The organism is Paraburkholderia sp. EG286A (assembly GCF_040965375.1).
In the GTDB taxonomy this organism is placed as follows: domain Bacteria; phylum Pseudomonadota; class Gammaproteobacteria; order Burkholderiales; family Burkholderiaceae; genus Paraburkholderia.
This window is the reverse complement of record NZ_JBFRCB010000001.1, coordinates 892,785-916,718: the sequence shown is the minus strand read 5'-3', so window position 1 is coordinate 916,718 and position 23,934 is coordinate 892,785. Positions and strand designations below refer to the sequence as shown.

Annotated in this window: 19 protein-coding genes and 1 pseudogene; 16 read left to right on the top strand and 4 right to left on the bottom strand. The window is 64.9% G+C overall.

The features are described from left to right. Nucleotides 1-3 precede the first annotated feature (3 nt). The 7 genes and pseudogenes from AB4Y35_RS04085 to AB4Y35_RS04055 form a co-directional block, all read left to right on the top strand. A pseudogene (locus AB4Y35_RS04085) lies at nt 4-147 on the top strand (pseudouridine-5'-phosphate glycosidase); the annotation flags it as partial. A gap of 317 nt (nt 148-464) precedes the next feature. Then, nucleotides 465-1,205: an SDR family NAD(P)-dependent oxidoreductase gene (locus AB4Y35_RS04080; protein ID WP_368703408.1), complete on the top strand. Its 741-nt coding sequence runs from the start codon at nt 465-467 to the stop codon at nt 1,203-1,205. A gap of 629 nt (nt 1,206-1,834) precedes the next feature. Continuing rightward, nucleotides 1,835-2,719: a hypothetical protein gene (locus AB4Y35_RS04075; RefSeq protein WP_368703407.1), complete on the top strand. Its 885-nt coding sequence runs from the start codon at nt 1,835-1,837 to the stop codon at nt 2,717-2,719. Between the two features lie 1,047 nt (nt 2,720-3,766). Next, complete coding sequence (locus AB4Y35_RS04070) at nt 3,767-4,330, top strand: hypothetical protein (RefSeq protein ID WP_368703406.1); 564 nt, start codon at nt 3,767-3,769, stop codon at nt 4,328-4,330. A 957-nt stretch (nt 4,331-5,287) separates the two neighbouring features. Continuing rightward, nucleotides 5,288-5,932 (top strand): helix-turn-helix transcriptional regulator, encoded by a 645-nt coding sequence (locus AB4Y35_RS04065; RefSeq protein ID WP_368703846.1) that lies wholly within the window; start codon nt 5,288-5,290, stop codon nt 5,930-5,932. Between the two features lie 65 nt (nt 5,933-5,997). Continuing rightward, nucleotides 5,998-6,807 carry a siderophore-interacting protein gene (locus AB4Y35_RS04060; RefSeq protein WP_368703405.1) on the top strand — a complete coding sequence of 270 codons (810 nt, stop codon included), beginning with the start codon at nt 5,998-6,000 and terminating at the stop codon, nt 6,805-6,807. Nucleotides 6,808-6,868: 61 nt separating this feature from the next. Then, a complete protein-coding gene (locus AB4Y35_RS04055) occupies nt 6,869-8,155 on the top strand; it encodes an MFS transporter (protein WP_368703404.1) in 1,287 nt (428 codons plus the stop codon). A gap of 194 nt (nt 8,156-8,349) precedes the next feature. Here the strand turns inward: AB4Y35_RS04055 and AB4Y35_RS04050 are convergent, their stop codons facing one another. After that, the gene (locus tag AB4Y35_RS04050; protein ID WP_069266003.1) at nt 8,350-9,504 is read right to left on the bottom strand and encodes a porin; all 1,155 of its coding nucleotides are present in this window, start codon (nt 9,502-9,504) and stop codon (nt 8,350-8,352) included. Between the two features lie 318 nt (nt 9,505-9,822). Between AB4Y35_RS04050 and AB4Y35_RS04045 the strand changes: the two genes are divergently transcribed. The 7 genes from AB4Y35_RS04045 to AB4Y35_RS04015 all read left to right on the top strand — a co-directional run bounded on the left by AB4Y35_RS04045 (nt 9,823) and on the right by AB4Y35_RS04015 (nt 17,315). Then, on the top strand, nt 9,823-9,999 hold the full coding sequence (locus AB4Y35_RS04045) for a hypothetical protein (protein WP_368703403.1): 177 nt from the start codon (nt 9,823-9,825) through the stop codon (nt 9,997-9,999). Between the two features lie 102 nt (nt 10,000-10,101). Further along, the gene (gene dbpA, locus AB4Y35_RS04040) at nt 10,102-11,508 is read left to right on the top strand and encodes an ATP-dependent RNA helicase DbpA (RefSeq protein WP_368693128.1); all 1,407 of its coding nucleotides are present in this window, start codon (nt 10,102-10,104) and stop codon (nt 11,506-11,508) included. A 95-nt stretch (nt 11,509-11,603) separates the two neighbouring features. Then, nucleotides 11,604-12,254, top strand: a complete 651-nt coding sequence (locus AB4Y35_RS04035) for a DsbA family oxidoreductase (RefSeq protein ID WP_368703402.1) — start codon at nt 11,604-11,606, stop codon at nt 12,252-12,254. 161 nt (nt 12,255-12,415) lie between these two features. Further along, nucleotides 12,416-13,132 (top strand): DUF3348 domain-containing protein, encoded by a 717-nt coding sequence (locus AB4Y35_RS04030; protein WP_368703401.1) that lies wholly within the window; start codon nt 12,416-12,418, stop codon nt 13,130-13,132. A gap of 22 nt (nt 13,133-13,154) precedes the next feature. Next, entirely contained in the window at nt 13,155-16,034 is a 2,880-nt protein-coding gene (locus tag AB4Y35_RS04025; protein ID WP_368703400.1) for a DUF802 domain-containing protein, read from the top strand. After that, nucleotides 16,031-16,678, top strand: a complete 648-nt coding sequence (locus AB4Y35_RS04020) for an OmpA family protein (RefSeq protein ID WP_368703399.1) — start codon at nt 16,031-16,033, stop codon at nt 16,676-16,678. The genes AB4Y35_RS04025 and AB4Y35_RS04020 overlap by 4 nt, the downstream gene beginning before the upstream one ends. Beyond that, the gene (locus tag AB4Y35_RS04015; protein ID WP_368703398.1) at nt 16,668-17,315 is read left to right on the top strand and encodes a DUF2894 domain-containing protein; all 648 of its coding nucleotides are present in this window, start codon (nt 16,668-16,670) and stop codon (nt 17,313-17,315) included. Before AB4Y35_RS04020 ends, AB4Y35_RS04015 begins: the two co-directional genes overlap by 11 nt. Nucleotides 17,316-17,320: 5 nt before the next feature. Here AB4Y35_RS04015 and AB4Y35_RS04010 read toward each other — a convergent pair whose 3' ends face one another. From AB4Y35_RS04010 to AB4Y35_RS04000, 3 genes are all read right to left on the bottom strand, one after another. Then, complete coding sequence (locus tag AB4Y35_RS04010) at nt 17,321-18,442, bottom strand: 3-deoxy-7-phosphoheptulonate synthase (protein WP_324151138.1); 1,122 nt, start codon at nt 18,440-18,442, stop codon at nt 17,321-17,323. 180 nt (nt 18,443-18,622) lie between these two features. After that, a complete protein-coding gene (locus tag AB4Y35_RS04005) occupies nt 18,623-19,630 on the bottom strand; it encodes a sterol desaturase family protein (RefSeq protein ID WP_368703397.1) in 1,008 nt (335 codons plus the stop codon). A 13-nt stretch (nt 19,631-19,643) separates the two neighbouring features. Further along, nucleotides 19,644-20,630 carry a beta-propeller fold lactonase family protein gene (locus AB4Y35_RS04000; protein WP_368703396.1) on the bottom strand — a complete coding sequence of 329 codons (987 nt, stop codon included), beginning with the start codon at nt 20,628-20,630 and terminating at the stop codon, nt 19,644-19,646. A gap of 237 nt (nt 20,631-20,867) precedes the next feature. Between AB4Y35_RS04000 and AB4Y35_RS03995 the strand changes: the two genes are divergently transcribed. Both AB4Y35_RS03995 and zwf read left to right on the top strand, forming a co-directional pair. Then, nucleotides 20,868-22,193, top strand: coding sequence for an Nramp family divalent metal transporter (locus AB4Y35_RS03995; protein ID WP_368703395.1), 1,326 nt, complete (start codon nt 20,868-20,870; stop codon nt 22,191-22,193). A 224-nt stretch (nt 22,194-22,417) separates the two neighbouring features. Further along, complete coding sequence (gene zwf, locus AB4Y35_RS03990; RefSeq protein ID WP_368703394.1) at nt 22,418-23,893, top strand: glucose-6-phosphate dehydrogenase; 1,476 nt, start codon at nt 22,418-22,420, stop codon at nt 23,891-23,893. Nucleotides 23,894-23,934: the final 41 nt, after the last annotated feature.

The following is a 23,934-nucleotide window of genomic DNA, read 5'->3' as shown; positions in this document are numbered from 1 at the left end:
GACATGGTTGCTGATCGTGCACGTTCCTGGCTGACCCGCAGCGCGCCTGTTGCTGCTGCACACGCCATCGGTCGCCCAATCGTGGCGCTGGAATCGACCATCATCGCCCACGGCATGCCTGACGATCTCCAATCCTGCAAGACAGTGCGCTAAAGGCTCGCTTGATTTTTACCTTGAGCCAATCCGATTCACTCAGGAATCCAAATTATCTCCCTAATTATTTACGGATCGTAGCGTGAAACGCTGAAGCATTTATGGAATTCCAGAAAAAGACTCGACCAGCTTCAACAGAATACGGTGCCAGAAAGACAGGGAGAGTAACCATCGTCCTGAGTGCGGCAAATGCGGAATAGATTGTCCAATCCGACTGTTCTCCGTTAGAGACCCGCTATGTACGAGGTCTCAGGGCACGGATGCACACGCGCATAGCGTCACGGAATCTAAAATCTTTAGGAGAGTGTCCCATGGCAAAACTGACCAACAAGACCGCCCTCGTCACTGGCGGTTCGCGCGGCATTGGCGCCGCGATCGCCAGACGGCTGGCCGCCGACGGCGCCAGGGTGGCGTTCACCTACATCCGGGACGCGGAGGCCGCCGCCCGGGTGGTGAAGGAGATCGAAAGCGCCGGAGGCGAGGCGATCGCGATCCAGGCAGACGCCGCCGACGCGAAGGCCGTCACGGCCGCGGTCGAACAGACTGTCTCCACCTTCGGCCGGCTCGACATTCTGGTGAACAACGCCGGCATACTCATCCCCAAGCCGTTCGAGGAGACCACGCTCGAGGAGATGGACCGCGTGATCGGCACCAATCTGCGCGGCGTGTTCGCCGCCACCCAGGCCGCGCTCAAGCACCTGAAGGCGGGCGGCCGCATCATCACTATCGGCTCCTGCGTCGGCGAGCGGAACATGATGCCGGTCCTGGCGACCTACGCCGCGACCAAGGGCGCTGTGAAGATGTTCACCCAGAGCCTGTCTCGCGAGGTCGCCCCCCGCGGCATCACGGTCAACAACATCCAGCCGGGGCCGATCGACACCGATAACAACCCCGCGACCGGCGACTTTGCGCCGCCGCAGATCGCGATTACCGCGCTGAAGCGGTTCGGCCACGTCGACGACGTCGCCGCGATGGTGGCGTTCGTCGCCGGCCCCGAGGCCAGCTACATCACCGGCGCAAGCCTCACCGTCGACGGCGGCACCAACGCCTGAGGGGCACGACAGCCATCTCCGGTGGGGCTTGCTCGCGCAACGTCCGCGACTCAATCATTGGAGTTCCCGTGAACGCGAAAACTTTCATCGCCCTTTGGGTCGCATGCTCAGCATCGCTGGCCGCGCCTGCTTTCGCAGGCGACTACGTACCTGCATCCGACTCTCGCTCCGACAGCGGAGCGCCACCAACGCAAAGCGGTCAAACGACGTCATCGCCCTACAGCAGCGTGGTTCACAAGAATCATCGCGGCGTCAGCGGCAGCGCATCGGCGAGGTCTCAGTCCGGCAAGCGCGCACCGGGCGACAGCATCGATCCCATGTATCGCGGAGGTTGATGTGCCCGAGGCAGCACGCGAGAAACCTGGCACGCTGATCAGCTCCCTCGTCGAAGCACGTTAGGGCCGGGCTTGGCGGAGATACAGCAGGACGTACACGCCGTGAACTTTCGCAGGAAATGGTCGATCTTTTTTCGGATGGTGACAGGCAGCGCTTCTAGAGATTGTGCTGGGATTGGCCGCGGCGCGAGCGCCGGAATAACGAGCCGGAGTTGCGTGTTTTAAGGGTGGCCCTGTCATTGAGGGCCGATCGACCTGTAGTACAAAAAACGCAACGTCGCCGGGAGGTTCCGCATGGTTGTCGTCAGTTGGAATATGGCTAAGTCGAGGAATATTCCGTTCGACCAGGTACTGAAGGACTGTGAGCGATGGGGAACCAGCTTGCTTGTGATTCAGGAGCCTACCGGATCGCTACGCGACTTCGGGTCGCGCCGCAAGGAATCTCAGCCGCGTGGATGCGAGTCATCGTGGCGCGGCCACCTTCACGAGAGTAAGGGTAGTTCGCAAGGCGACATAGTGATCATCTCGCGTGAAGGTGTCGTAGTCAGCAACGTCAAAGGTGTAGATGTCAACGTCGGCCAAGGTACATACTCGATTACCCGGACCAACCCTCTTGTCGTCTTCGACGCACAGGAGGACAGGGAGCGGATGAAGATTGCTACTTGCCACGCTCCGTTTGACATTGCTGCCCGTAGTGCATACGCGGTCAGAGCCATTAACGCAGCCCAGTCGGATGGCGTGCACTGCGTGATTGGCGATATGAACACTTACGGAACGAGAACTCCTGGCGCCTCGCGTAGCCGCAACCCCAGTAACTACCAAACGCCTTCGCTCGGCGCGACAAGTGCAAAGGGATCCGGCTCACCGCTCGACAAGGCCTATGTTAGCAATTCGATCGGTAATTCATTCCAGGCGGGCCGGATCATCCCGGGCTCCTCAAGCCGCCGTGTTATGCCTTCCCCTGGAGGTTCGGACCAAGTCAGCGATATTGTTGATCCGGATTGGCGGGAGTGTCAGAGCGATCACCTGCCGATCTACATCGCTTTCCACGATGACGTCGACCGCATTCGGGGTCTCTTCAGGAGAGGCGGGGATGACGATGATTCAGACGACGATGGGTCGCCTCCCTCCAAGCGGCAGAGGCTCACCAAGGGCACTCATCGTCCAATCAAGACTTGATTGCCTGCGGGCGAGTTGCCTTCGACCATAAGCGGCGCAGGAGCGCGACCCGAAGCACGATCACCACAGCGGACGTTGGCGGTTCGGGCCGCTGTATGTTACGTCGCGAGGTTAAGTGTGGTCAAAGCGTGGAGCGCACCAGCTGCTGTCACACTCCCAGTGACCGGTATCCGCAGGATACGTGTGTTTGCCGACTGGCTTGTCGGAAATCGTTAGAAGTCGGTGTTGCAAACAGACGAGGCCGAAAGATGAGCGCGTGGGTGCGTATTCTTTGCCGATCCAGCGTCCGGGACATCCTGAAGGGCCTGTTCGTTTGCTTGCTGCACGCACCTCATGTATTCAAATGGTCGAACGGCCGTTGCTCGCCAGAAGTTGCCGCTGATCTGGGCATAGACGTAGGTCTCTTCAGGGTCGAACAGAGCCCTAGCCCGGAGATCTGCGAAGAGCCTTTTTGATTGCCCGCCGAAATAAGCCGCCCACAAGGGACTAGCTCGCGGGCGCTCCGGATAGCGGTTCTCGCTCCCATCCCAAATACCCTACATCGGACAACCGAGCAGCAGCAGGCCGAGTACACAAAGGGCTGCGCAAAAAAGGATCGAGGCCAAGAAAGCAAGGGGAAGCGGAACCATATTTATTATCCGAATGCATACATAACTTAATGTTATGTGCATTGGCGTCGCGCCACTGTCAGCAATTGTCAGAACCACCATGCCAAGGCGTCGTTCTCGCGCCGAAGATTGTACGGTTGCGAACACAACAAATACCGCTGCCATCCAGATAGCTTTCCGGACCAAACGCCGAGCACCGCGCGATGTAGCGGCTCTTTTAGGATCTTCTCGGATTGCCGTGGAGACCGATTGCGCACAGGCTGTAGCCGGCCCACAAGCGGCCGTTGCAGTTTCGCAAAGGTAGTTCCGTGTGAGACCGTACATTCTTAGTGCCCAGTTACCGACAGGATGTACCTCCATCGATGCGACCGTACTTAGTTGGTTGGGCGAGATTCGCTAGGCGACCCTCATCAGGGAACCGCAGAGGACTCTGCGCACAATGAAAATTCATTGGGTTTGCTGGAGCGCGCTCACCCTGCTGTTTAGCCTGGCTATGGTGGCATTTGAGTTGTCAAACACCTCCGGCGACACTTGCCGCTCACGAAACGGACGGGAGAAAACCTTGCTGGTAGACAGTCTTCGCCGCTTCAATAAAGACGCACCGCGAACCGTGGTCCTCGCGTTGCTTCTCATCCTTCCCACGTATGCATTTCAGGTCTACGCATTGATCAGGATGGCCATTGTTTCGTTCGCGGAACTTACGCTCACGCCAGCTCAAGTGAAGGGAGCGGTGCTATTTGGCGCATTGTGGGCCGCAGCGCTTGCCCTGGGGCTGTTTGTCATCGTGGCAATTGTTCGCCGTAAGAAGTTTGCACGGGTATTTGTACTCACCGCCTTTGCTCTTTGGACCCTCACCAGCCTGACGTTCGAAGCGAGGCACAAAGCTCCCCTGCTGAGTTGGCTTTACGTTGCGTTTGGCGCGGGATCGGCGTTGCTTTTCGTCGCGAGCAGTTCAGCGTGGTTTAACTTGATCGATGTGCGAAGCAGCGCTCCGTCCGATTGATAACCAGACAATACAAAACACGAAACTGAAGCCATCTGGGTGCAGACCCCGGTGGCTTTTTCTTTGAGCTACCAGATACTTTGCGACGCATCATTTACGTCTCTTACGCTGCAACGTCCCGACGCCAATTGGCATGACCGGCCTGTTGATGCGTTCGCTTCCCCCGTGACGGTTGTCGCCGGCCTGTTATTTACATCCGCCGCAGCTATCCCACTCTGGTTAACCGTATCGGAGTCGGTAAGTCAGGTTGCACGTCAGGCGACCTCTCAAGGAGGCGCTCGCCCTCTAGCCAGGTTAAAGACGGTTGCTCCAGTTCATCGCGTGAACTGTCGAGCACCCTCGCCACAAGCTCCATATAGCGCCGCCAGCAAACACCTTCTCCGGCGGCCTTTTTATTCAAGCGCGCCAAACCAGAAACAGCGCGCCGAATGGAAAAGGCAGTTCAGAAGTGCGCGATTGTCGAGGCGAATGCCCTACTCGCCTTCACACTAATTTTTGAAAGTCCATCCAGAGCTGAGAACCGCCTTCGGCGCGCCAAACACGCGAGCGCGTCGGTTTAAATATGCCCCTATTTACTGACAAGCGATGCCGCTCGAACCAGTGTTCCGCAGTGCGCCCAATCTGCATGTCATTTGTGCAAACCCCGGCGCTATCAAAATTACCTCTCGATAGCAAAACTAGCGAAAAATTGTGCGCTGCACACCAAATTTCGCGGTTCCCGCACACTTTGTTGTTCCTGAAACGCAATTTTTGCGTTCCCGCACACTTTGTTGTGCGCCGATAAACCCAAATATTTTCTTTGACAAACACTCTTACGATATATATCTTAAGACATGTTTTAAGACACTCACCAGACAAAGAGGCCCTATGCGCCACCATCCGCACTTTGGTCACACCGGCCGTCACGGCCACCCCGCGCGCGATCCGCGCGACTTCTTCGGCGGCCGCCACCCGGCCATGCAGGCGCTGCATGCGCTGCGCCACGCAATGGGCCGCCATCGCGGCGGCGAAGGTCCTGGCGATTTTGGCGATCGCTTCGGCGAGGGTTTCGGCCGCGGCTTCGGCGGTTTCGGCGACGGCGACGGTTTCGGCCGTGGCCGCAAGTTCACGTCCGAAGACCTGCAACTCATGCTGCTCGTGCTGCTCGCCGAGCGCCCGAGCCACGGCTACGAGCTCATCAAGGCACTCGACGCGCGTTCGAACGGCTTCTACAGCCCGAGCCCCGGCATGGTCTACCCGGCCCTCACGTACCTCGAAGAACTGGGCTATGTGAGCGTGACGCTCGAAGGCAACCGCAAGCGCTACGAGCTTTCGCCCGAAGGCCGCGCGTACCTCGAGACCAACCGCGAACGCGCGGACCTGATCCTCGCGAAACTCACGCACTTCGGCCGCAAGATGGAAGTCATGCGCCGCGCCATGGCCGGCGAAGATCCGGCCGAAGGCAGCGCCTGGGTGCGCGAGCTGATCGAGGCGCGCCGCGCGCTCAAGCGCGCGCTGCTGCGCCGCACCGACGCCGCGCCGGAAGAGCAGCGCCGCATCGCCGCGATTCTTGCGCGCGCCACCGAGGAGATCGAAACCGGCAGCGACAACAGCGACGTTTGACCGTCCGCTTGCACGCGCCACGCGGCGGCCCGCGCCGCGCCACCCCAACATCATCGGAGCCCTACATGCAGAACCCGTCCCAACTCGAAGTCGTCCGTGTGCGTCACCCGCTGAAGTTCCGATTGTTGCGTGTGGCGCGCGTCACGGCGCTCTCGCCCTCGCTCGTCCGCGTGACGCTCACGGGCGATCTGAGCGACTTCGTCTCGGCGTCGTTCGACGATCACATCAAGGTGTTCTTTCCCGCCGCCGGCGAGGAAAAGCCAGTACTGCCAACTTTGGGTCCCGACGGCGTCGTGTTCCCCGAAGGCGTCGAGCGCCCCGCGGCGCGCGATTACACGCCGCGCCGCTTCGATACGCAGGCGAATGAACTCGATCTGGAATTCGCGCTGCACGAAGCCGGTCCGGCCACGGCATGGGCGGCACAGGCGCAGCCCGGCCAGTATCTCGGCGTGGGCGGCCCGCGCGGCTCCATGGTGATTCCCACGGGCTTCGACTGGCATCTGCTGATCGGCGACGAAACGGCGCTGCCCGCCATTCAGCGCCGCCTCACGGAGCTGCCGGCCGGCGCGCGTGTAGCGGTGGTCGTCGAAGTGGCGAATCGCGAGGCCCGCATCGAACTGCCCACCGACGCCGATCTCTACGCAACGTGGTGCTATCGCGACGAAAGCGAGTCGGAACATCCGCTCGTGGACGGCGTGTCCGAAGTGTGGCTGCCGCCGGGCGAGGGCTACGTCTGGGCCGCCGGCGAAGCCTCGGCGATCCGCGCGGTGCGCGCGCATCTGTGCAACGAGCGCGGCGTCGACAAGAAGCGCATTCGCGCTTCCGCCTACTGGCGCCGCGGCGCGCAGGGGGCCCACGAAACGATCGACGACTGATCGATCACGCTGGCGCGGCAACACTGCCGCGCCTTTTTACTTTCAGGCGCCAAGCCCATACATGACCACTTCTCTCACACCGCTGCGCGAACGCACCCTGCTCTGGCTGCTGGCGCTCACGCAGTTCACCGTCATCATGGATTTCATGGTGATGATGCCGCTCGGCCCGCAGATCATGCACGCGTTCGCGATCACGCCCGCGGCGTTCGCGACGGCCGTGTCCGCGTATTCGCTCTGTTCGGGTCTATCAGGACTCCTTGCTGCGACGTATATCGACCGTTTCGATCGCCGCCGCCTGCTGCAGGTGGCCTACGCGCTGTTCGCGCTCTCCAATTTCGCCTGCGCGCTCGCCACGAACTTTCATCTGCTGCTCGCCGCGCGTGCGTTCGCGGGTCTCACCGGCGGCGTGCTCGGCTCGATCGTGATGGCGATCGTGAGCGACGTGATTCCCGCCGCGCGGCGCGGCGCGGCCACGGGCGTCATCATGACGGCGTTCTCCATCGCCGCCATCGCGGGCGTGCCGGCCGGCGTGCTGCTCGGCGCGCACTACGGCTGGAGCGCGCCGTTCATGCTGCTCGTGGTGCTCTCGGTGGCGATCTGGCTCGCGGGCTCGCGCGTCGTGCCCTCGCTCACGGCGCATCTCGGCCAGCGCACGCCGCTCGCGCACGTGCTGCCGAACCTCTGGCGACTGCTCACACTGCCGCGTCACCTGAAGGCCTTTGCGCTCACCTTCACGATGATGGCCGGGCACATGCTCGTGATCCCGTTCATCGCGCCGATGCTCGTCGGCAATCATGGCATCGCGCCGCAGCAGCTCTCGTGGCTCTATATGGCGGGCGGCGCGGCGACGTTCGTGACCTCGCGCGCGGTGGGCCGTCTCGCGGACCGCTACGGCAAGCGCCGCGTGTTCCGCGTGATGGCACTCGTTTCGCTCGTGCCGGTGCTGTTCGTCACGCATCTGCCCACGCTGCCGTTCCTCGCGCTCGTGGCGTTCTTCGCCCTGTTCATGATCTCGATGTCGGGCCGCATGGTACCGATGCAGGCCTTGCTCACGACGATTCCCGAGCCCGCGCGACGCGGCGCGTTCCTGAGCGCCAACAGCGCGGTGCAGGCACTCGGCACGGGCATCGGCGCGTGGCTGGGCGGCCAGTGGCTCACGAATGGCGCGCATGGCGCGATCATCGGCTTCGGGCAAAACGGGTGGATTGCCGCGGCGCTCACGTGCGTGGCGGTGCTGTGGGTTTCGCGGGTGCGGGGGGCATCGGAAGACGTGCTGAATGACGTCGCCGTGTCGGCAAGTGCAGTGCCTGCGGCTGCGACCGCTGCTGCGGCGGCTGCAAAATCCTGAGCCACAAAAGAGAACCGGTTCGCAGCCGTGGCGCGCCTCATGAGCGCGCCACGCACCGCGAACCGGTCGTGCTTCAGGTAGAAAGCGGATGAAACCGCGGGCCTCGGGTAGATTCGCCCGCGTGCTGCGCGGGACCCGACCGGCCGATCGGGTTCCGCGCTGCGTCGCTCCACGAGGGAGCGAGCCAACGATGCTTAGAAGCGGTGACGCAGACCCACCGTTGCGGCGACCTGGTTCTGCGAGGTCGACGGCGACAGCGTGTTGATCATCGCAACGTTCGCGCCGGCGTCGCCGAGTTCGCCCGAAGCGTGCTGGTACACAGCGCCGGCGTAGACGTCGGTGCGCTTCGAGAGCGAGTAGTCAGCCGTCAGCGAGACGGTGTGCCACTTCGGATCGCCCGAACCGTTCGAACCCGTGACCTTGCCGTCCGTGAACGTGTACGACGCGTTCAGGGCGAGAGCCGGCGTCAGTGCGTAGGCGCCGTTCAGCTCGAAGTTGTCGAGGTGCAGGTTCGTGCCCGTGGGGATCGAGAACGTCGTGCCGCCCTGACCGCCGGCGATCAGGTTCTGGTACTGCGTGTGCGTCCACACGAAGCCAACCGTTGCCGGGCCGTAGTTGTAGTTCGCGCCTGCGCCGAACGTGCGTTGCGTTTGAGCCGACAGGTTGAAGTTGTTGCCGTTCGATGCCGAGCTCGCGCCGTTCGTGTTACCGGTGCGCGTGTTGTTGATCTGCAGGTAGGCAGCCGAGAAGTTCAGCGGGCCGTTGCCGTACGATGCGCCTGCGCTCCATGCGCGGTTGTTCGCGAACTGGCCGGCGTCATTGCTGAAGCCATACAGGCCGCCAAATTTGAAGCCCTGGTAGTTGACGCTCTGGTACTTGACCGAGTTCTTGATCGAGAACGAGTGGTCGAGGTTGTCGTTGTCGAACGGGTGAGCCGCGAGGTTGTTGCCGTAGCCGCTGCCGGTTGCCGAGAGCGGTGCCAGGTAGTCGACCATCGAGTCATACTGACGGCCGAGCGTCAGCGTACCGAAGCGGTCGCTTTGCAGACCGACGAACGCCTGGCGGTTGAACATCGTGCCGCTCTCGGTGTCCTTGCCGTTGTTCAGGTTGAAGCCGTTTTCCAACGTGAAGATCGCATGCAGACCGCCGCCCAGGTCTTCGCTGCCCTTCAGGCCGAAGTACGTGTCGCCGACGGTGCCGCTACCCTGGTTCCATGCGGCGTGACCGCCTGCATTGTTCGCGTAGACGATACCCGCATCCAGTGCGCCGTAGAGAGTAACGCTGCTTTGTGCGTGAGCGGAGGCTGCGAATGCGCCGAGGACGCCCGCGATAATCAAAGTATTCTTCATGACTTTCCTTATGACATTCAGACCGCGCTGACGCGGCTCCGGGTATTGGAGCCACACCGGCAATCCCGGGCGAAGTCTACGTGTCAATGGCTTTAAATCGCCTTGGCAAACGATGTAACAGTTATTTGCTGAATCTGGAAATATCGGAATAATAATCCGTAAGTCATTGTGGCAAATGGGAAATACGGAGTAATACTTAGATCGGCACAGATAGGCCGTGTGGCAAGGACGCGACGCCCGCTTCGGCGCGGAAATTCGATTATTGTGGAAAGTGGATTAATTGCAGGTGATTTCGCGAGATTAAAATCTTCGCGGCCGATGAAACTTTATGACCATGATCTTAGTCATATCGCGCGCGTGCATTATTGCTATATACGGCGATTATTATTGCGCGAAATCACGATTAACAAACGAATGATTTTCGGCCTGCTCGGCGGCGCTCGCCGTCGCCCCTCGCGCGGCACGCGCGCGGGCGCGAGCGCGCGCATCCGTTAAAATCCCGGAACGCTCGCGCGCATCGCGCGCGCACCACCCGCATCGACGCCACTTCTACCGAACGGCCGCGTCGCCCTCACCCGTCCGGCGCGAGACCCCGTCATGACAAACAAAGCCACTCCTACGCAAGCCCAGCCCTTCAGCGAGCTGCCGCTCGCGCCCGCCATGCTCGAGAACCTCACGCGCCTCGGTTACGTCGACATGACGCCGATCCAGGCCGCGAGCCTGCCCATCGCCTTCGCGGGCCACGACCTGATTGCCCAGGCCAAGACTGGCAGCGGCAAGACGGCGGCCTTCTCGCTCGCGCTGCTGTCGCGCCTCGACCCGCGCCGTCAGGACGTGCAGGCCATGATCCTCTGCCCCACGCGCGAGCTGGCCGACCAGGTCACGCAGGAAATCCGCCGCCTCGCGCGCGCCGAAGAGAACATCAAGGTGCTGACGCTGTGCGGCGGCACGCCCATGCGTCCCCAGGCGGCGAGCCTCGAACACGGCGCGCATATCGTCGTGGGCACGCCGGGCCGCATCATGGACCATCTGGAGCGCGGCAACCTCGCGCTCGGCGCGCTCAATACGCTCGTGCTCGACGAAGCCGACCGCATGCTCGACATGGGCTTTTTCGACGACATCGCCACCGTGGCGCGCCAATGTCCCAAGGAGCGCCAGACGCTGCTCTTCTCGGCGACCTATCCCGAAGGCATTACGAAGCTGAGCCAGCAATTCCTTCGGAACCCGAAGGAAGTCAAGCTCGAAGAGCATCACGACGACAGCAAGATCCGTCAGCGCTTCTATGAGGTCACGGAAGACGAGCGCCTGCACGCCGTGGGCATGCTGCTCAACCACTTCCGCCCCGTGAGCACGCTCGCGTTCTGCAACACCAAGCAGCAATGCCGCGACCTGCTCGACGTGCTGCGCGCGCAGGGCTTTCACGCGCTCGCGCTGCACGGCGAGCTCGACCAGCGCGAGCGCGATCAGGTGCTGATCCAGTTCGCCAACCGCAGCTGCTCCGTGCTCGTGGCGACCGACGTGGCCGCGCGCGGGCTCGACATCGCGCAGCTCGAAGCCGTGATCAACGTGGACGTCACCCCCGACCCGGAGGTGTACGTGCACCGCATCGGCCGCACGGGCCGCGCCGACCAGGACGGCTGGGCGCTCAGCCTCGCGAGCATGGACGAGATGGGCCGCGTGGGCGGCATCGAACAGGCCCTCAAGCGCGAAGTCGAGTGGAGTCCCCTCGCGGAACTGAAGCCCGCCAGCAACGAGCCGCTGTTGCCGCCGATGGAAACGCTGCAGATCCTGGGCGGCCGCAAGGAAAAGATCCGCCCCGGCGACGTGCTCGGCGCGCTCACCGGCGAAGCCGGCTTCAGCGGCTCGCAGATCGGCAAGATCAACGTGACCGACTTTTCGACCTACGTGGCCGTGGAGCGCAGCATCGCGCGCGACGCGCTGCGCAAGCTCAACGCGGGCAAGGTCAAGGGCAAGAAGGTCAAAGCCCGTATGATGGACGAATGAACTGACGAATCCTCCCCGCCGGGTGCGCACGCTGCTTGCGCACCCGCGCTGCACCGCGCCTCAGTTGCCCGGCGTTCAACCGGATCAGGAAAGCCATGAAACAACCGCTCAGAATCGATTTCGTCTCCGACATCGCGTGCCCGTGGTGCGCAATCGGCCTCTCGTCGCTGAACCTCGCGCTCGAACGACTGCGCGACACCGTCGACGCACAGATCGTCGTGCACCCCTTCGAACTGAATCCGCAGATGGGCCCCGGCGGCGAATCCGTGGTCGAGTATCTCGGCAAGAAGTACGGCCGCACGGCCGAGCAGATCGCCGAAACGCAGGCCATGATCGGCGAGCGCGGCGCGAGCGTCGGCTTCGCGTTCGGGCCGCGCGAGCGCGTCTACAACACCTTCGACGCGCATCGTCTGCTGCACTGGGCCGCCATCGAAGGCAAGCAGTTGCCGCTCAAGCTCGCGCTGCTGCGCGCGTATCACGGCGAAGGCAAGGACACGAGCGACCATGCGATGCTCGTCGCGGCGGCGCAGTCCGTGGGGCTCGACGCAGACAAAGCGCGCGCCGTCCTCGAAAGCGGCCAGTATGCCGACGAGGTGCGCGCCGAAGAGCACGAATACCAGGCGGCCGGTGTCCAGTCGGTGCCGGCGATCATCTTCAACCAGCAGTATCTGGTCAGCGGCGGCCAGCCCGTCGAAACCTTCGAGCAGGCGATCCAGCAGATCCTGGCCGAGAGCGCCAAGGCCTGACGGCTCAGGCGCCTGAAGCCCCCGCGCGGCGCGGCCTCGCGCCCGCGGGCGCCGCGCTTTCACGAGCCGCCGCGCCGTCGTTCCGGCGGCCGGCAGACGGCCGATGCCGGCCGCCCCCTCGCGGGCGTGTAAACTAGCGGGTTTTTTGCCCAGGTGGAAAAGTGCTAGCCCCGCAGCGCCTCGCGTTGAGCGGCCCGACGCTCGTTCGCTTACTTGCCCGCTTCGGCGACGCCGAAGTGCCCGAATCCCGGCAATCGATCTCGGACCAGCTGAGCCAGTGGCTCGGCTGGACGGACGCCATCGCGCTTTCAACGGCGCTGAGCGTCCAGACGCCGGGCGGCGAGCCAGCCACGCGCGTGGGCGCCAGCGCCGAACAAAGCCAGAGCGAGCGCGTGCGCGCGACGCTGAGAAAGGCCATTGCGGGCGAAGGTGCGCCTGCGCGGCGCGACGGACGACGCACGCAGGCCGCCAGCCAGCCTGCCGATGTGGAACCCGATTTCGCGGATTTCCGCCAGCGCTACCTCGCCCTGCAGCAGGCGATGGAGACCGACATCGCCGCGCTGCGCGCCCGTCTGCGTGCCGCGCTGGCCGCCCGTGCGCCTGCGCTCGCGCGCCTCGCGACGGTGGACGCCGTGATGGAGCAGGCGCTCGGCACGCGCGAGCGCAGCCTGCTCGCCGGCGTGCCCGCGCTGCTCGGCGCGCATTTCGAGCGGCAGCGTGCAGCCGCAGCGGCCGCGGCGGAGTCCGCCGGAGAAAGCGCGGCGCCGCACGCCTGGCTCGCCGGCTTTCGCAAAGATATGCAGAGCGTGTTGCTCGCCGAACTTGAGATTCGGTTTCAACCGGTGGAGGGGCTGCTTGCCGCCCTTCGCACCAGCTAACCCAAACGCTATGTCCCGCGCTATGTCCCGTTTTCGCATTGAACCTGTTGTCTTCGTCGTCGGTCTCGCCGCCGTGTGCTGGATCGGCGCCGGCTACGCGGTCACGAACCCGCTTGCGAGCGCCGTCACGCTGCTGATCGGCGCGTGCTATGTCACGGGCGCCTGGGAGCTTTATCGCTTCCAGCAGGCCACGACCACGCTCGCCCGGGCCATCGCGCAACTGAACGCGCCGCCCGCGCGCCTGGCCGGCTGGCTCGACACGCTGCATCCGGGCCTGCGCAACGCCGTGCGCGCGCGCATCGAAGGCGAGCGCGTGGCCCTGCCGGGCCCGGCGCTCGCGCCCTATCTCACGGGGCTGCTCGTGCTGCTCGGCATGCTCGGCACGCTGCTCGGCATGGTCGTCACGCTCAAGGGCACCGGCGCGGCGCTGGAAAGCGCCACCGACCTCGATGCCATCCGCGCGTCGCTCGCCGCGCCGGTGAACGGCCTCGGCTTCGCGTTCGGCACCTCGATCGCCGGCGTGGCCACCTCCGCCATGCTCGGCCTGCTCTCGGCGCTTTGCCGCCGTGAACGCATCGAAGCCGGGCAGCAGCTCGACGTGAAGATCGCGACGACGCTGCGCGCCTTCTCGCCGGCCCATCAGCGCGAAGCCTCGTTCAAGCTGCTGCAGCGCCAGGCCGACGCCATGCCCGCGCTGGTCGACAAACTCGGCGCGCTGATGACGCTGATCGAACGCCAGGGCGCCGCGCAGCACGAACAGCAGATCGCGACCCAACAGGCCTTTGCCGCGAACGCCGAAGCCGCCTGGAGCCGCCTCGCGGCTTCTGTGGGCCAGTCGCTCAAGTCGAGCGCCGCCGAAAGCGCACGCGCCGCGGGCGCGGCGCTGCAGCCCGTGGTCGAAGCGACCATGGCGGGGCTCGCGCGCGAATCGGCGTCGATGCAGGGCGCGCTCACGCAGGCGGTGCAGCAGCAGCTCGAAGGGCTCGCGCGCGGCTTCGAGGCGTCGACGACAAACGTCGCCGACATCTGGAACCGCGCGCTCGCGCAGCACCGCCAGACCAACGAGGCGCTTGCCGCCGACCTGGGCGGCGCGCTGGAGCGCTTCAACGCCAGCTTCGAGCAACGTGCCTCGGGCCTGCTCGATGGCGTGTCGACGCGCTTCGAAAGCGCATCGGGAACGATGTCGCAGGCGTGGCAGGCAGCGCTCGAACAGCAAGAACGCGCCGGCGAGAAGCTCGCCGCGGGCAACCAGCAGGCGCTCGCCACGGCAGCGGCCGCGTTCGAACAGCACTCGGCGTCGCTGCTGCGTGCGGTCGATGCATCCCACGCGGACCTGCAGGCGAAACTCGGCGCGCGCGACGAAGCGCGGCTCGCAAGCTGGGCTGAAGCGCTCGCGGCGATGGCCGCCACCTTGCGCACGGAATGGGAAGCGACGAGCGCGGTGTCGGCGCAACGTCAGCAGGAAATCTGCGCGACGCTCGCGCAAACCGCGAACGACATCGCGGCGCAAGCGCAGCAGCACGCCAGCAAGACGATCGCCGAGATCGATCGTCTGGTCGAGGCTGCCTCGGAAGCGCCGAAGGCCGCCGCAAACCTGCACGCGGAAATTTCCGCGCGCGACGATCAGCGCATCGAAACCTGGACCGCATCGCTCGCGACGATGGCCGCCGGGCTGCGTAAAGAGTGGGAAGAAACCAGCGCGGCAACTGCGCAACGTCAGCAGGAAATCTGCGCAACGCTCGCACAAACCGCGAACGATATCGCCGCGCAATCGCAGCAGCACGCCAGCGAGACGATCGCCGAGATCGATCGTCTGGTCGAGGCTGCCTCGGAAGCGCCCAAGGCCGCCGCGAACCTGCACGCGGAAATTTCCGCGCGCGACGATCAGCGCATCGAAACGTGGACCGCGTCGCTCGCGACGATGGCCGCCGGGCTGCGCAAGGAGTGGGAAGAAACGAGCGCGGCCACCACGCAACGTCAGCAGGAAATCTGCGCCACGCTCGCACAGACCGCGAACGAAATCGCGACGCAATCGCAGCAGCAGGCCAGCAAGACGATTGCCGAGATCGATCGTCTGGTCGATGCCGCCGCCGACGCGCCGAAGGCCGCCGCAAACCTGCACGCCGAAATCTCCTCGCGCGACGAGCAACGCCTCGAAGCATGGAGCGCGTCGCTCGCCACGATGTCGGCCGCCTTGCGCGAGGAATGGGAAGCCACGAGCGCGGCCACCGCGCAGCGCCAGCAGGAAATCTGCGCCACGCTCGCCCAGGCCGCCAGCGACATCACCACGCAATCGCAGGCCCATAACGCCAGCACGATCGCCGAAATCGGCAGCCTCGTGCGGGCCGCATCGGCCGCACCGCAGGCCGCGGCCGAAGTCATCGCCGAGCTGCGCCAGAAACTGTCGGACAGCATGGTCCGCGACACCGCGATGCTCGACGAGCGCAACCGCCTGCTCGCCACGCTCGAAACGCTGCTCGACGCCGTGAACCGCGCCTCCACCGAGCAGCGCTCGGCGATCGACGCGCTCGTCTCCACGTCGTCGGATCTGCTCGAGCGCGTGGGCGGCCAGTTCAGCGCGAGCGTCGAAACCCAGAGCGGCAAGCTCGGCGCGATCGCCGCGCAGGTCAGCGGCAGCGCCGTGGAAGTGGCGAGCCTCGGCGACGCGTTCGGCGCGGCCGTGAGCGTGTTCGGCGAATCGAACGACAAGCTCGTGGCGCACCTGGAGCGCATCGAGGCCGCGCTCGACAAGTCGCTCGCGCGCAGCGACGACCAGCTCGCCTACTACGTGGCGCAGGCGCGTGAGGTCATCGACCTGAGCATGCTGTCGCAGAAGCAGATCGTCGAGAACCTGCAGCAGCTCGCGAGCCAGCGCGCCACCGCCGGAGTGGACGCGGCATGAACGACGAAATCGACGGCGGCGCGGCCCCCGCTGCGCCGGTCTGGCCCGCGTTCGCCGACCTGATGTCGGTGCTGCTGGGCGCATTTCTGCTGATCCTCGTGGGCGTGGTCGGCATGCAGCTCGAACTGTCGAGCCGGCTCGCCAACGAGGTGAAGCAGCGCAAGGCCGAAACCGAGCGCCGCAAGACGCTCGAAGAGGCGCTCGCGGGCCCGCTCGCGGCGGGGCGCGTGACGCTCGTGAATGGACGCATCGGCATTAGCGGCAGCGTGCTGTTCGCGCTGAACTCGGACCAGTTGACGCCGCAAGGCCACGATCTGCTCAAGAGCCTCGCCGGGCCGCTCACGGCGTACCTGAAGAGCCGCGACGAAATCCTGATGGTCAGCGGATTCGCCGACGACCAGCAGGTGCACGCAGGCAACCGCCGCTTCGCCGACAACTGGGAGCTGTCGGCCGAACGCGCGCTGACGGTCACGCGCTCGTTCGTCGACGCGGGCGTTCCCGCGTCGTCGGTGTTCGCGGCCGCGTTCGGCTCGGAGCAGCCGGTGAGCGCCAACACGGATGAAGCTGGCCGCGCGAAGAACCGCCGCGTGGAGATTGCGCCGGTGCCGCGGCCGGCCGTCGGCGAGGGCAAGCATGCGCAATGATGCGGGCCTGCAGGTCGAACGAACCGCTGCGCCCGACGCCCGCGCCCTGCTCGATGCCTGGCGCGCCCGCGGCGCCGACCAGCTCGACCCCGTGCGCTTTCACTTCATCGAGGCGCTGGAACGCCGCGCCTCCGCACACGCGGGCGAAGCGCGCCGGCTCATCGACGCGCGACTCGCACAACTACTGAAAGCCTTTTCAGACGACCTCGCGCGCGAGGCATCGAAAATCACGCACGGGCTCGACACAGATACGCAGAGAAGCGAACTGGGTCGCCTCGTCGATTCGCTTGCGCGCGCGGAACCCGCCCAACCGGCGACGCGCGTGCGGCACGAGCCGGACCCGGAACTGGTCGAATACTTCCGGCAAACGTGGTCGCGTGTGCGCTCCGAAAAGCAGTTGCGGCAGTCGCTGGATCAGGTGCCCAGAAACGCGGGGCCGCTCAATTCGAGCAGCCTCGTGCATCGCGCGCTCTCGCTGATGCGAGAAGTGTCGCCGGGCTATCTGCAGCAATTTCTCGCCTATGCCGATGCGCTTTCGTGGCTCGAGCAATTGAATGCGAGCGTGGGAGTGGCGGCGCCGGTGAAAGAGGCGCCGCGGGCAACGTCTGCGAAGAAAGGGTCGCGCAAGGGGCGTTAGCGCCCTCAGCCCGCCTTGCGGCGCTCGCGCACGGCCTGGGCCAGCCCATCGAGCACCGGGGCCGTCTGCGCCCAGCTGATGCACGCATCGGTGATCGACACGCCGCGCTTGAGCGGCACGCCCGGCTTCTGGTCCTGGCGCCCCTCTTCGAGATGGCTCTCGATCATCACGCCGACAATGCGCTTGTCGCCGCCCGCCAGCTGCTCGCCGATATCGCGCGCCACGTCGATCTGGCGCTGATGCGCCTTGTTCGAGTTCGCGTGCGAGCAGTCGATCATGACCTGCTCGCGCAGCCCCGCCTTCGCGAGCGCCGCGCAGCACGCCGCCACGGAAGCCGCATCGTAGTTCGGCCCGCTCTTGCCGCCGCGCAGAATCACGTGGCAGTCGTCGTTGCCGCGCGTTTCGAAGATCGCGGCCATGCCCATCTTCGTCATGCCCATGAACGCATGGCTCGCGCGCGCCGCGACGATGGCGTCGGCGGCCACCTGCACGCCGCCGTCGGTGCCGTTCTTGAAGCCGATCGGGCATGAAAGGCCCGAGGCGAGCTGCCGGTGGCTCTGGCTTTCGGTCGTGCGCGCGCCGATCGCGCCCCACGCCACGAGGTCGGCGATGAATTGCGGGCTCAGCAGATCGAGGAATTCCGTGGCCGTGGGCAGGCCGAGCGCGTTGATGTCGAGCAGCAGCTGACGTGCGGCGCGCAGGCCCTCGTTGATGCGGAAGCTGCCGTCCAGACGCGGGTCGTTGATATAGCCCTTCCAGCCCACCGTGGTGCGCGGCTTCTCGAAGTACACGCGCATGACGATCAGCAGGTCGTCCTCGAGCGTATCGGCCTTCGCCTTGAGCAGCTTCGCGTACTCGATCGCCTGGTCGTGGTCGTGGATCGAGCACGGGCCCACCACCACCACGAGCCGGTCGTCGCGCTGCGCGAGCACCTCGGCGATCTCGCTGCGGCTCGTTTCGACCAGCGTTTGCGTCTCCTGCGGCACCGGTAGCTCGTCGAGCAGCAGCGCGGGCGAGATGAGCGGGCGCACGGCGCCGATGCGCGTGTCGTCGATGCGGGTCGTGTCCTGGGTGGCGTCGGCCACGCCGACCTCCTGGTCGTGCTGCGGATTGTCGATACGGCTCAAGATGTTCTCCAACTGCGCTTTTGACGCGCGCATCATGCATGTGTGGGGGATGAATGCGCGATTATCGCATCCGGCGCGCCGTCGGTATCCTGAAACAGCATCCCGGGACGCCACCCTGAAACGCAACGAGGCGGCCCGAAGACCGCCTCGCACGAGGAACCCCAACGAACGCCGCGCAGCTCAGCGCGCCGCGTCCCCCAGCGGATACCCCTTGCCCGCGAGGCGCCGCGCGATGCGCACGAGCGCAAACCACTGCTGCGCGAGCAGGCCTTCGCCATAGTTCGCGCCCCGGCCGTGCGGCGCGGGCAGCTGGTCGCGAATGCCGGTGGGCTCATGCTCCTTGTTCCACGACGCCGTGCGGAACATCACGTCCCACCACGGAAACAGCACGCCGAAGTTGCAGCCATAGCGCGTGCCCTCGTGGCCATAGCCGATCGCATGATGGCGGCGATGAAACGCCGGGCTCACCACAATGCGCTCGAGCAGCCAGCCAAAGTCGAGCCGCGCGTTCACGTGCTGCACGCTCTGCATGAAGTTGCTCACGGCCACGAGCACGACGAACTGCGCGGGCGGCACGCCGATAAAGAGCGAGATGCCCGCAAAGAACGCGGCCTGCACGATGTCGTCGAGGAAGTGATTGCGATCGTCGCACCACAGCGACATCTGCTGCTGGCTGTGATGCACGGCGTGCAGTTCCCACCACACGCCGAAGCGGTGCTGCCAGCGGTGATACCAGTAGCCCGCGAAGTCGAGCACGACGAGATAGATCAGGAACGACACGATCGGCTTGTCGGTCACGCCGGGCCAGAGGCTATCCACTTCGATGTTCGGTATGTTGTGGATCGCCATCAGGCTCTGCCAGTGATTGAACACGGGCGTGAGCAAAAAGAAGAACGCGATGTTCAGAATGCCGAGCTTCGCGATCCACGTGTACCAGACGTCGGCGCGCAGCGCGCGGCGATCGCCCCAGTCTTCCGCGGGCCGCAGCGCTTCGAGCGGGCGCAGCAGCACATACGAGGCGCAGATCTGCAGCACGCCGACGATCACCCAGTAGAGCGCGTCATAGGTGTCCTCGTCGTAGCCCATCAGGCCGACCTTGTAGAAGATCGGCTGCACCACGTCCACGTAGACGAGCGTCTGCAGCCACGAAACGAGGTTGTCGGCCTGCGAAATCAGCGTATCGAGCATCGAGACTCCTCAATCAGTCCGGGTTCGGCGCGTACACCGGCGCGCTGTTCGCGAAGTAGATGCCGTGCGGCGAGCGGCCCACCGCGATCGTGTCGATCAGCTTGCGCGTGTTCAGGTCGATGATGCCCACGTGCTTCGCGAAACGGAACGTCACCCAAAGGTAACGCTTGTCCGCCGAAAGTTCCATGTCGTCGGGACCGGGGCGCAGGCCCGTGATGTCGGCGACCTTCGTGAGCGTCGTGTAGTCGAGAATGCTGATCGTGCTCTCCACGCGATTCGACACGGCGATATGTTTGCCATCGTCCAGATTGCGGAAGTTATGCGCGCCGCGGCCGGTCTGGATCTTTTTCACGACTGTGCGGTTGTGCCAGTCCACCACGGCCACGTTGTCCTCGCCCGTCATGCCCACCAGCAGGTACTTGTCGCCCGGGGTCATCCACAGGCCCGCGGGCGTGTTGCCCACTTGCAGCTTCCAGAGCACCGTTTGCGTCGGCAGATCGATGGCGGCCACTTCGCCCGTGTCCTGCAGCGTGACGAACGCCGTTTTGTTGTCGGAGGCGAACGTGATGTGGCTCGGCGTCTTTCCGAGCGGAATGCGCTTGGCGATCGTGAGGTTCTGGCCGTCGTAGTGATAGACGTCCACGCGGTCGAGTCGCAGGCCGGCGGTCACGAACCATTTGTGGTCGGGCGAGAAGCCAAGCTGATACGGATCTTCAATGCCTTCGAGGCGGCGCTGTACCTGCCCCGTATGCGGGTCGAGGAACAGCAGGTCGTTCGACACCGAATCGGCGACGATGAGCGACTTGCCGTCGGGCGTGATCATCAGGTGATGCGGTTCCTTGCCCGTGGGCTCGGTGGCGACCACGGTGCGGCTCGCCTGATCGATGAGCGAGAGCTTCGCCTCGCCCGAGTCGAGCACGATGACTTTGTCGTCGGCGTGGGCGAGCGCGCCCCATGCGAGGCCGCCCATCAGCAGCGCAGTCGCGAACGGTTTTTTCATACGAACCGGTGTAAACGAAAAGATCGGGAATTCAGGCATTTCGTAAGGGAAAGAGAGCAGCGAAGGCGCGCCGCGCCGGTTTGTGCTGAGATAGCGCCAAGGCAGGCGCGCGGATTGCCTGCTTAACGCGTGAGGGCCCGATTCCGATGACGCAATTTCAACGTATTCACAAATGCTCGATGCGTGCCACAGGGCGATGGGCTGCGCCTGGAGACCCCGGCACGCGCGAGAAGTTGCATGGATCATCGCGCCCGCGATGACGAGGCGCAGCGCGCCCCCGACGGCCTCACCCGCAACACGGCCGCCGCGGTGCGCGAAGCGCTCGAAGGACGCCGCCGCGGCGTCGCCCTTCTGCTGCCGCTTGCGGGTCCGGCCGTGGTCATCTCGGTGGCCTACATCGACCCCGGCAATATCGCGACCAACATCCAGGCCGGCGCGCGCTACGGCTACGCGCTGCTCTGGGTCGTGCTGCTCGCCAACGTCATCGCCATGCTGTTTCAGGGGCTTTCCGCGAAGCTCGGCATCGCCACGGGACGCAATCTCGCCGAACTGTGCCGCGACAGCCTGCCCGCGCCGCTCGTGTGGCTCATGTGGGGCGTGAGCGAGATCGCGGCCATGGCCACCGATCTCGCCGAATTCCTCGGCGGCGCAATCGGCCTTGCGCTGCTCTTTCATCTGCCGCTGCTCGCGGGCATGGCAGTGACGGCCGTCGTGACCTACGCGCTGCTGTTTCTCCAGCGCGCGGGCTTCCGGCCACTCGAACTACTGATCGGCGCGCTCGTCGGCGTGATCGGCATCTGCTACGTCCTGGAGCTTTTCATCACGCCGATCGAGTGGCAAAGCCTGCTGCGCCACCTCGCCACGCCACGCCTGCCCGACGCGCAAGCCGTGACGATCGCGGTCGGCATCATCGGCGCAACGGTCATGCCGCATGCGCTCTTTCTGCACTCGGGGCTCACCCAGGCGCGCGTGCTCGCGCGCAACGACGCCGAGCGCAAGCGGCTCGTGAAGTTTTCTAACGTCGAAGTGGTGGTCGCGCTTTCGGTGGCCGGGCTCATCAACATGGCGATGGTGGTGATGGCCTCCGGCGCGTTCCACCAGGGCTACGCGGATGTCGCCGAAATCGGGACCGCCTACCGCACGCTCGCGCCGCTGCTGGGCGCGGCGGCGGCCAGCATCTTCCTCGTCTCGCTGATCGCCTCGGGCATTTCGAGTTCGGTGGTCGGCACGCTCGCGGGGCAGATGATCATGCAAGGCTTCGTGAACTTCCGCATTCCGCTGTGGCTGCGCCGCGCGGTGACGATGGTGCCGAGTTTCATCGTGGTGGCGCTGGGCGTGAACGCCACCGACGCGCTCGTCATGAGCCAGGTCGTGCTGAGCCTCGCGCTGCCGTTCCCGATGGCCGCGCTCGTCTGGTTCACGGGTCGCGGCGACGTGATGGGGTCTCATCGTAACCGCGCGCTCACGGCTGCGGCAGCCGTGGCGGGCGCGGCCGCGGTGCTCTCGCTCAATCTCGTGCTGGTGCTCACGACCCTGGGCGTGGCGGTGCCGGGGCTCGGGTGAGGATCGGCTCGCTGCCAGGCGATGCATGAACGGCCGGTCGGTTTATCGACGATAAACGTCTCGCGCGACGCCTCGTTCGCGCCATGCGTGCAAACTCGCGCGAAACCATGCACCATTAGCGTTTTCGCCGCGCCCCGCTCTTGCGCCGGGTGCGGGTTTTGCAACCGCGCGCTAGCGGTCGTGCTCAACCACGCTGCCCGAGCGCGCGTCACCTCCGACCTGCCATGACGAATCAGCCTGCCCAAGCCTTGCCCGAACAGCCCGTCGACATGATCATTTTCGGCGGCGGAGGCGACCTGGCCGCGCGCAAACTGCTGCCCGCGCTCTACATGGCGCACCTGCACGGCAACCTGCCGCCGGAAACGCGCATCATCGCCGTGGGCCGCAAGAACTGGACGATCGACGACTATCGCAAGTTCATGGAAGAGCAGTCGCGTCCGTTCATCGACGCGAAAGCGTTCGATGCCCAAGCGTGGGACCGCTATCTGAACCTGTTCCAGTACGTGATCATCGACGTGAACGATCCCGGCAACTACGCGAACCTGAAGGCGGCGTCGCGCGAGCATGCCCTGCGCGTGTTCTATCTCTCGACTTCGCCGGAACTGTTCACGACGATTTGCGACAACCTCACGGCGGGCGGCCTGATCGACGGCAGCTCGCGCGTAGTGCTCGAAAAACCGCTCGGCCACGATCTCGCCTCGGCGCAGGAGATCAACGAGTCGGTGGGCCGGCATTTCTCCGAATCGCAGATCTACCGGATCGACCACTATCTGGGCAAGGAAACGGTGCAGAACCTGATGGTGCTGCGCTTCGGCAACCCGATCTTCGGGCCGCTGTGGCAGGCGCCGTATATCCGCAGCGTGCAGATCACGGTGGCGGAAACGGTGGGCGTGGGCAGCCGCGCGGGCTTCTACGATCACACGGGCGCGCTGCGCGACATGGTGCAGAACCACCTGCTGCAACTGCTGTGCATCGTGGCGATGGAGCCGCCCGTCTCGCTCGACCCGGACGCCGTGCGCGACGAAAAGCTCAAGGTGCTGCGCTCGCTGCGCCCCATGTCGCTCGCCGATATCGCGCGCGACACCGTGCGCGGCCAGTACGCGGCGGGCGCCGTGGACGGCCAGCCGGTGAAGGGCTATCTGCAGGAAGACAACGTGCCGCCCGACAGCAAGGCGGAAACGTTCGTGGCGCTGCGCGCGCATATCAACAACTGGCGCTGGGCCAACGTGCCGTTCTTCCTGCGCACGGGCAAGCGCATGCAGAAGCGCCAGTCGGAAATCGTGATCGAATTCGCGGACCTGCCGTTCTCGATCTTCCCGAGCGGCCCGCGCAATTACGGCAACCGTCTCGTGATCCAGCTTCAGCCGGAAGAGTCGATCCAGCTGCAGATGCTCGCGAAGGAGCCGGGCAGCGGCATGAACATGCTGCCCGTGAGCCTGAATCTCGACCTGCAGCAGGCCATTCCCGAGCGCCGCGCGGAAGCCTACGAGCGTTTGCTGATCGACGTGATTCGCGGCCGTCTCACGCACTTCATGCGCCGCGACGAACTGGAAGCCGCATGGACGTGGGTCGAGCCGATTCTCGACGGCTGGAAGGAACTGAACGACCGCCCGCGCACTTACACGGCGGGCACGTTCGGGCCGGCGGCATCGTCGGCGCTGCTCGCGCGCGAAAGCATGTCGTGGGCCGAAGAGATGTAATGCGAAGGACCGCGAGCGCCCCGCATCATGCGGGGCGCTCG

Coding starts and splice junctions, on each gene's coding strand:
- AB4Y35_RS04080 (WP_368703408.1), top strand. CDS start 465: ATGGCAAAACTGACCAACAAGACCGCCCTCGTCACTGGCGGTTCGCGC.
- AB4Y35_RS04025 (WP_368703400.1), top strand. CDS start 13,155: ATGTCCCGTTTTCGCATTGAACCTGTTGTCTTCGTCGTCGGTCTCGCC.
- AB4Y35_RS03995 (WP_368703395.1), top strand. CDS start 20,868: ATGGATCATCGCGCCCGCGATGACGAGGCGCAGCGCGCCCCCGACGGC.
- AB4Y35_RS04000 (WP_368703396.1), bottom strand. CDS start 20,630: ATGAAAAAACCGTTCGCGACTGCGCTGCTGATGGGCGGCCTCGCATGG.
- AB4Y35_RS04005 (WP_368703397.1), bottom strand. CDS start 19,630: ATGCTCGATACGCTGATTTCGCAGGCCGACAACCTCGTTTCGTGGCTG.
- AB4Y35_RS04055 (WP_368703404.1), top strand. CDS start 6,869: ATGACCACTTCTCTCACACCGCTGCGCGAACGCACCCTGCTCTGGCTG.
- AB4Y35_RS04045 (WP_368703403.1), top strand. CDS start 9,823: ATGAAACTTTATGACCATGATCTTAGTCATATCGCGCGCGTGCATTAT.
- AB4Y35_RS04065 (WP_368703846.1), top strand. CDS start 5,288: ATGCAGGCGCTGCATGCGCTGCGCCACGCAATGGGCCGCCATCGCGGC.
- AB4Y35_RS04035 (WP_368703402.1), top strand. CDS start 11,604: ATGAAACAACCGCTCAGAATCGATTTCGTCTCCGACATCGCGTGCCCG.
- dbpA (WP_368693128.1), top strand. CDS start 10,102: ATGACAAACAAAGCCACTCCTACGCAAGCCCAGCCCTTCAGCGAGCTG.
- AB4Y35_RS04015 (WP_368703398.1), top strand. CDS start 16,668: ATGCGCAATGATGCGGGCCTGCAGGTCGAACGAACCGCTGCGCCCGAC.
- AB4Y35_RS04050 (WP_069266003.1), bottom strand. CDS start 9,504: ATGAAGAATACTTTGATTATCGCGGGCGTCCTCGGCGCATTCGCAGCC.
- AB4Y35_RS04060 (WP_368703405.1), top strand. CDS start 5,998: ATGCAGAACCCGTCCCAACTCGAAGTCGTCCGTGTGCGTCACCCGCTG.
- zwf (WP_368703394.1), top strand. CDS start 22,418: ATGACGAATCAGCCTGCCCAAGCCTTGCCCGAACAGCCCGTCGACATG.
- AB4Y35_RS04020 (WP_368703399.1), top strand. CDS start 16,031: ATGAACGACGAAATCGACGGCGGCGCGGCCCCCGCTGCGCCGGTCTGG.
- AB4Y35_RS04070 (WP_368703406.1), top strand. CDS start 3,767: ATGAAAATTCATTGGGTTTGCTGGAGCGCGCTCACCCTGCTGTTTAGC.
- AB4Y35_RS04075 (WP_368703407.1), top strand. CDS start 1,835: ATGGTTGTCGTCAGTTGGAATATGGCTAAGTCGAGGAATATTCCGTTC.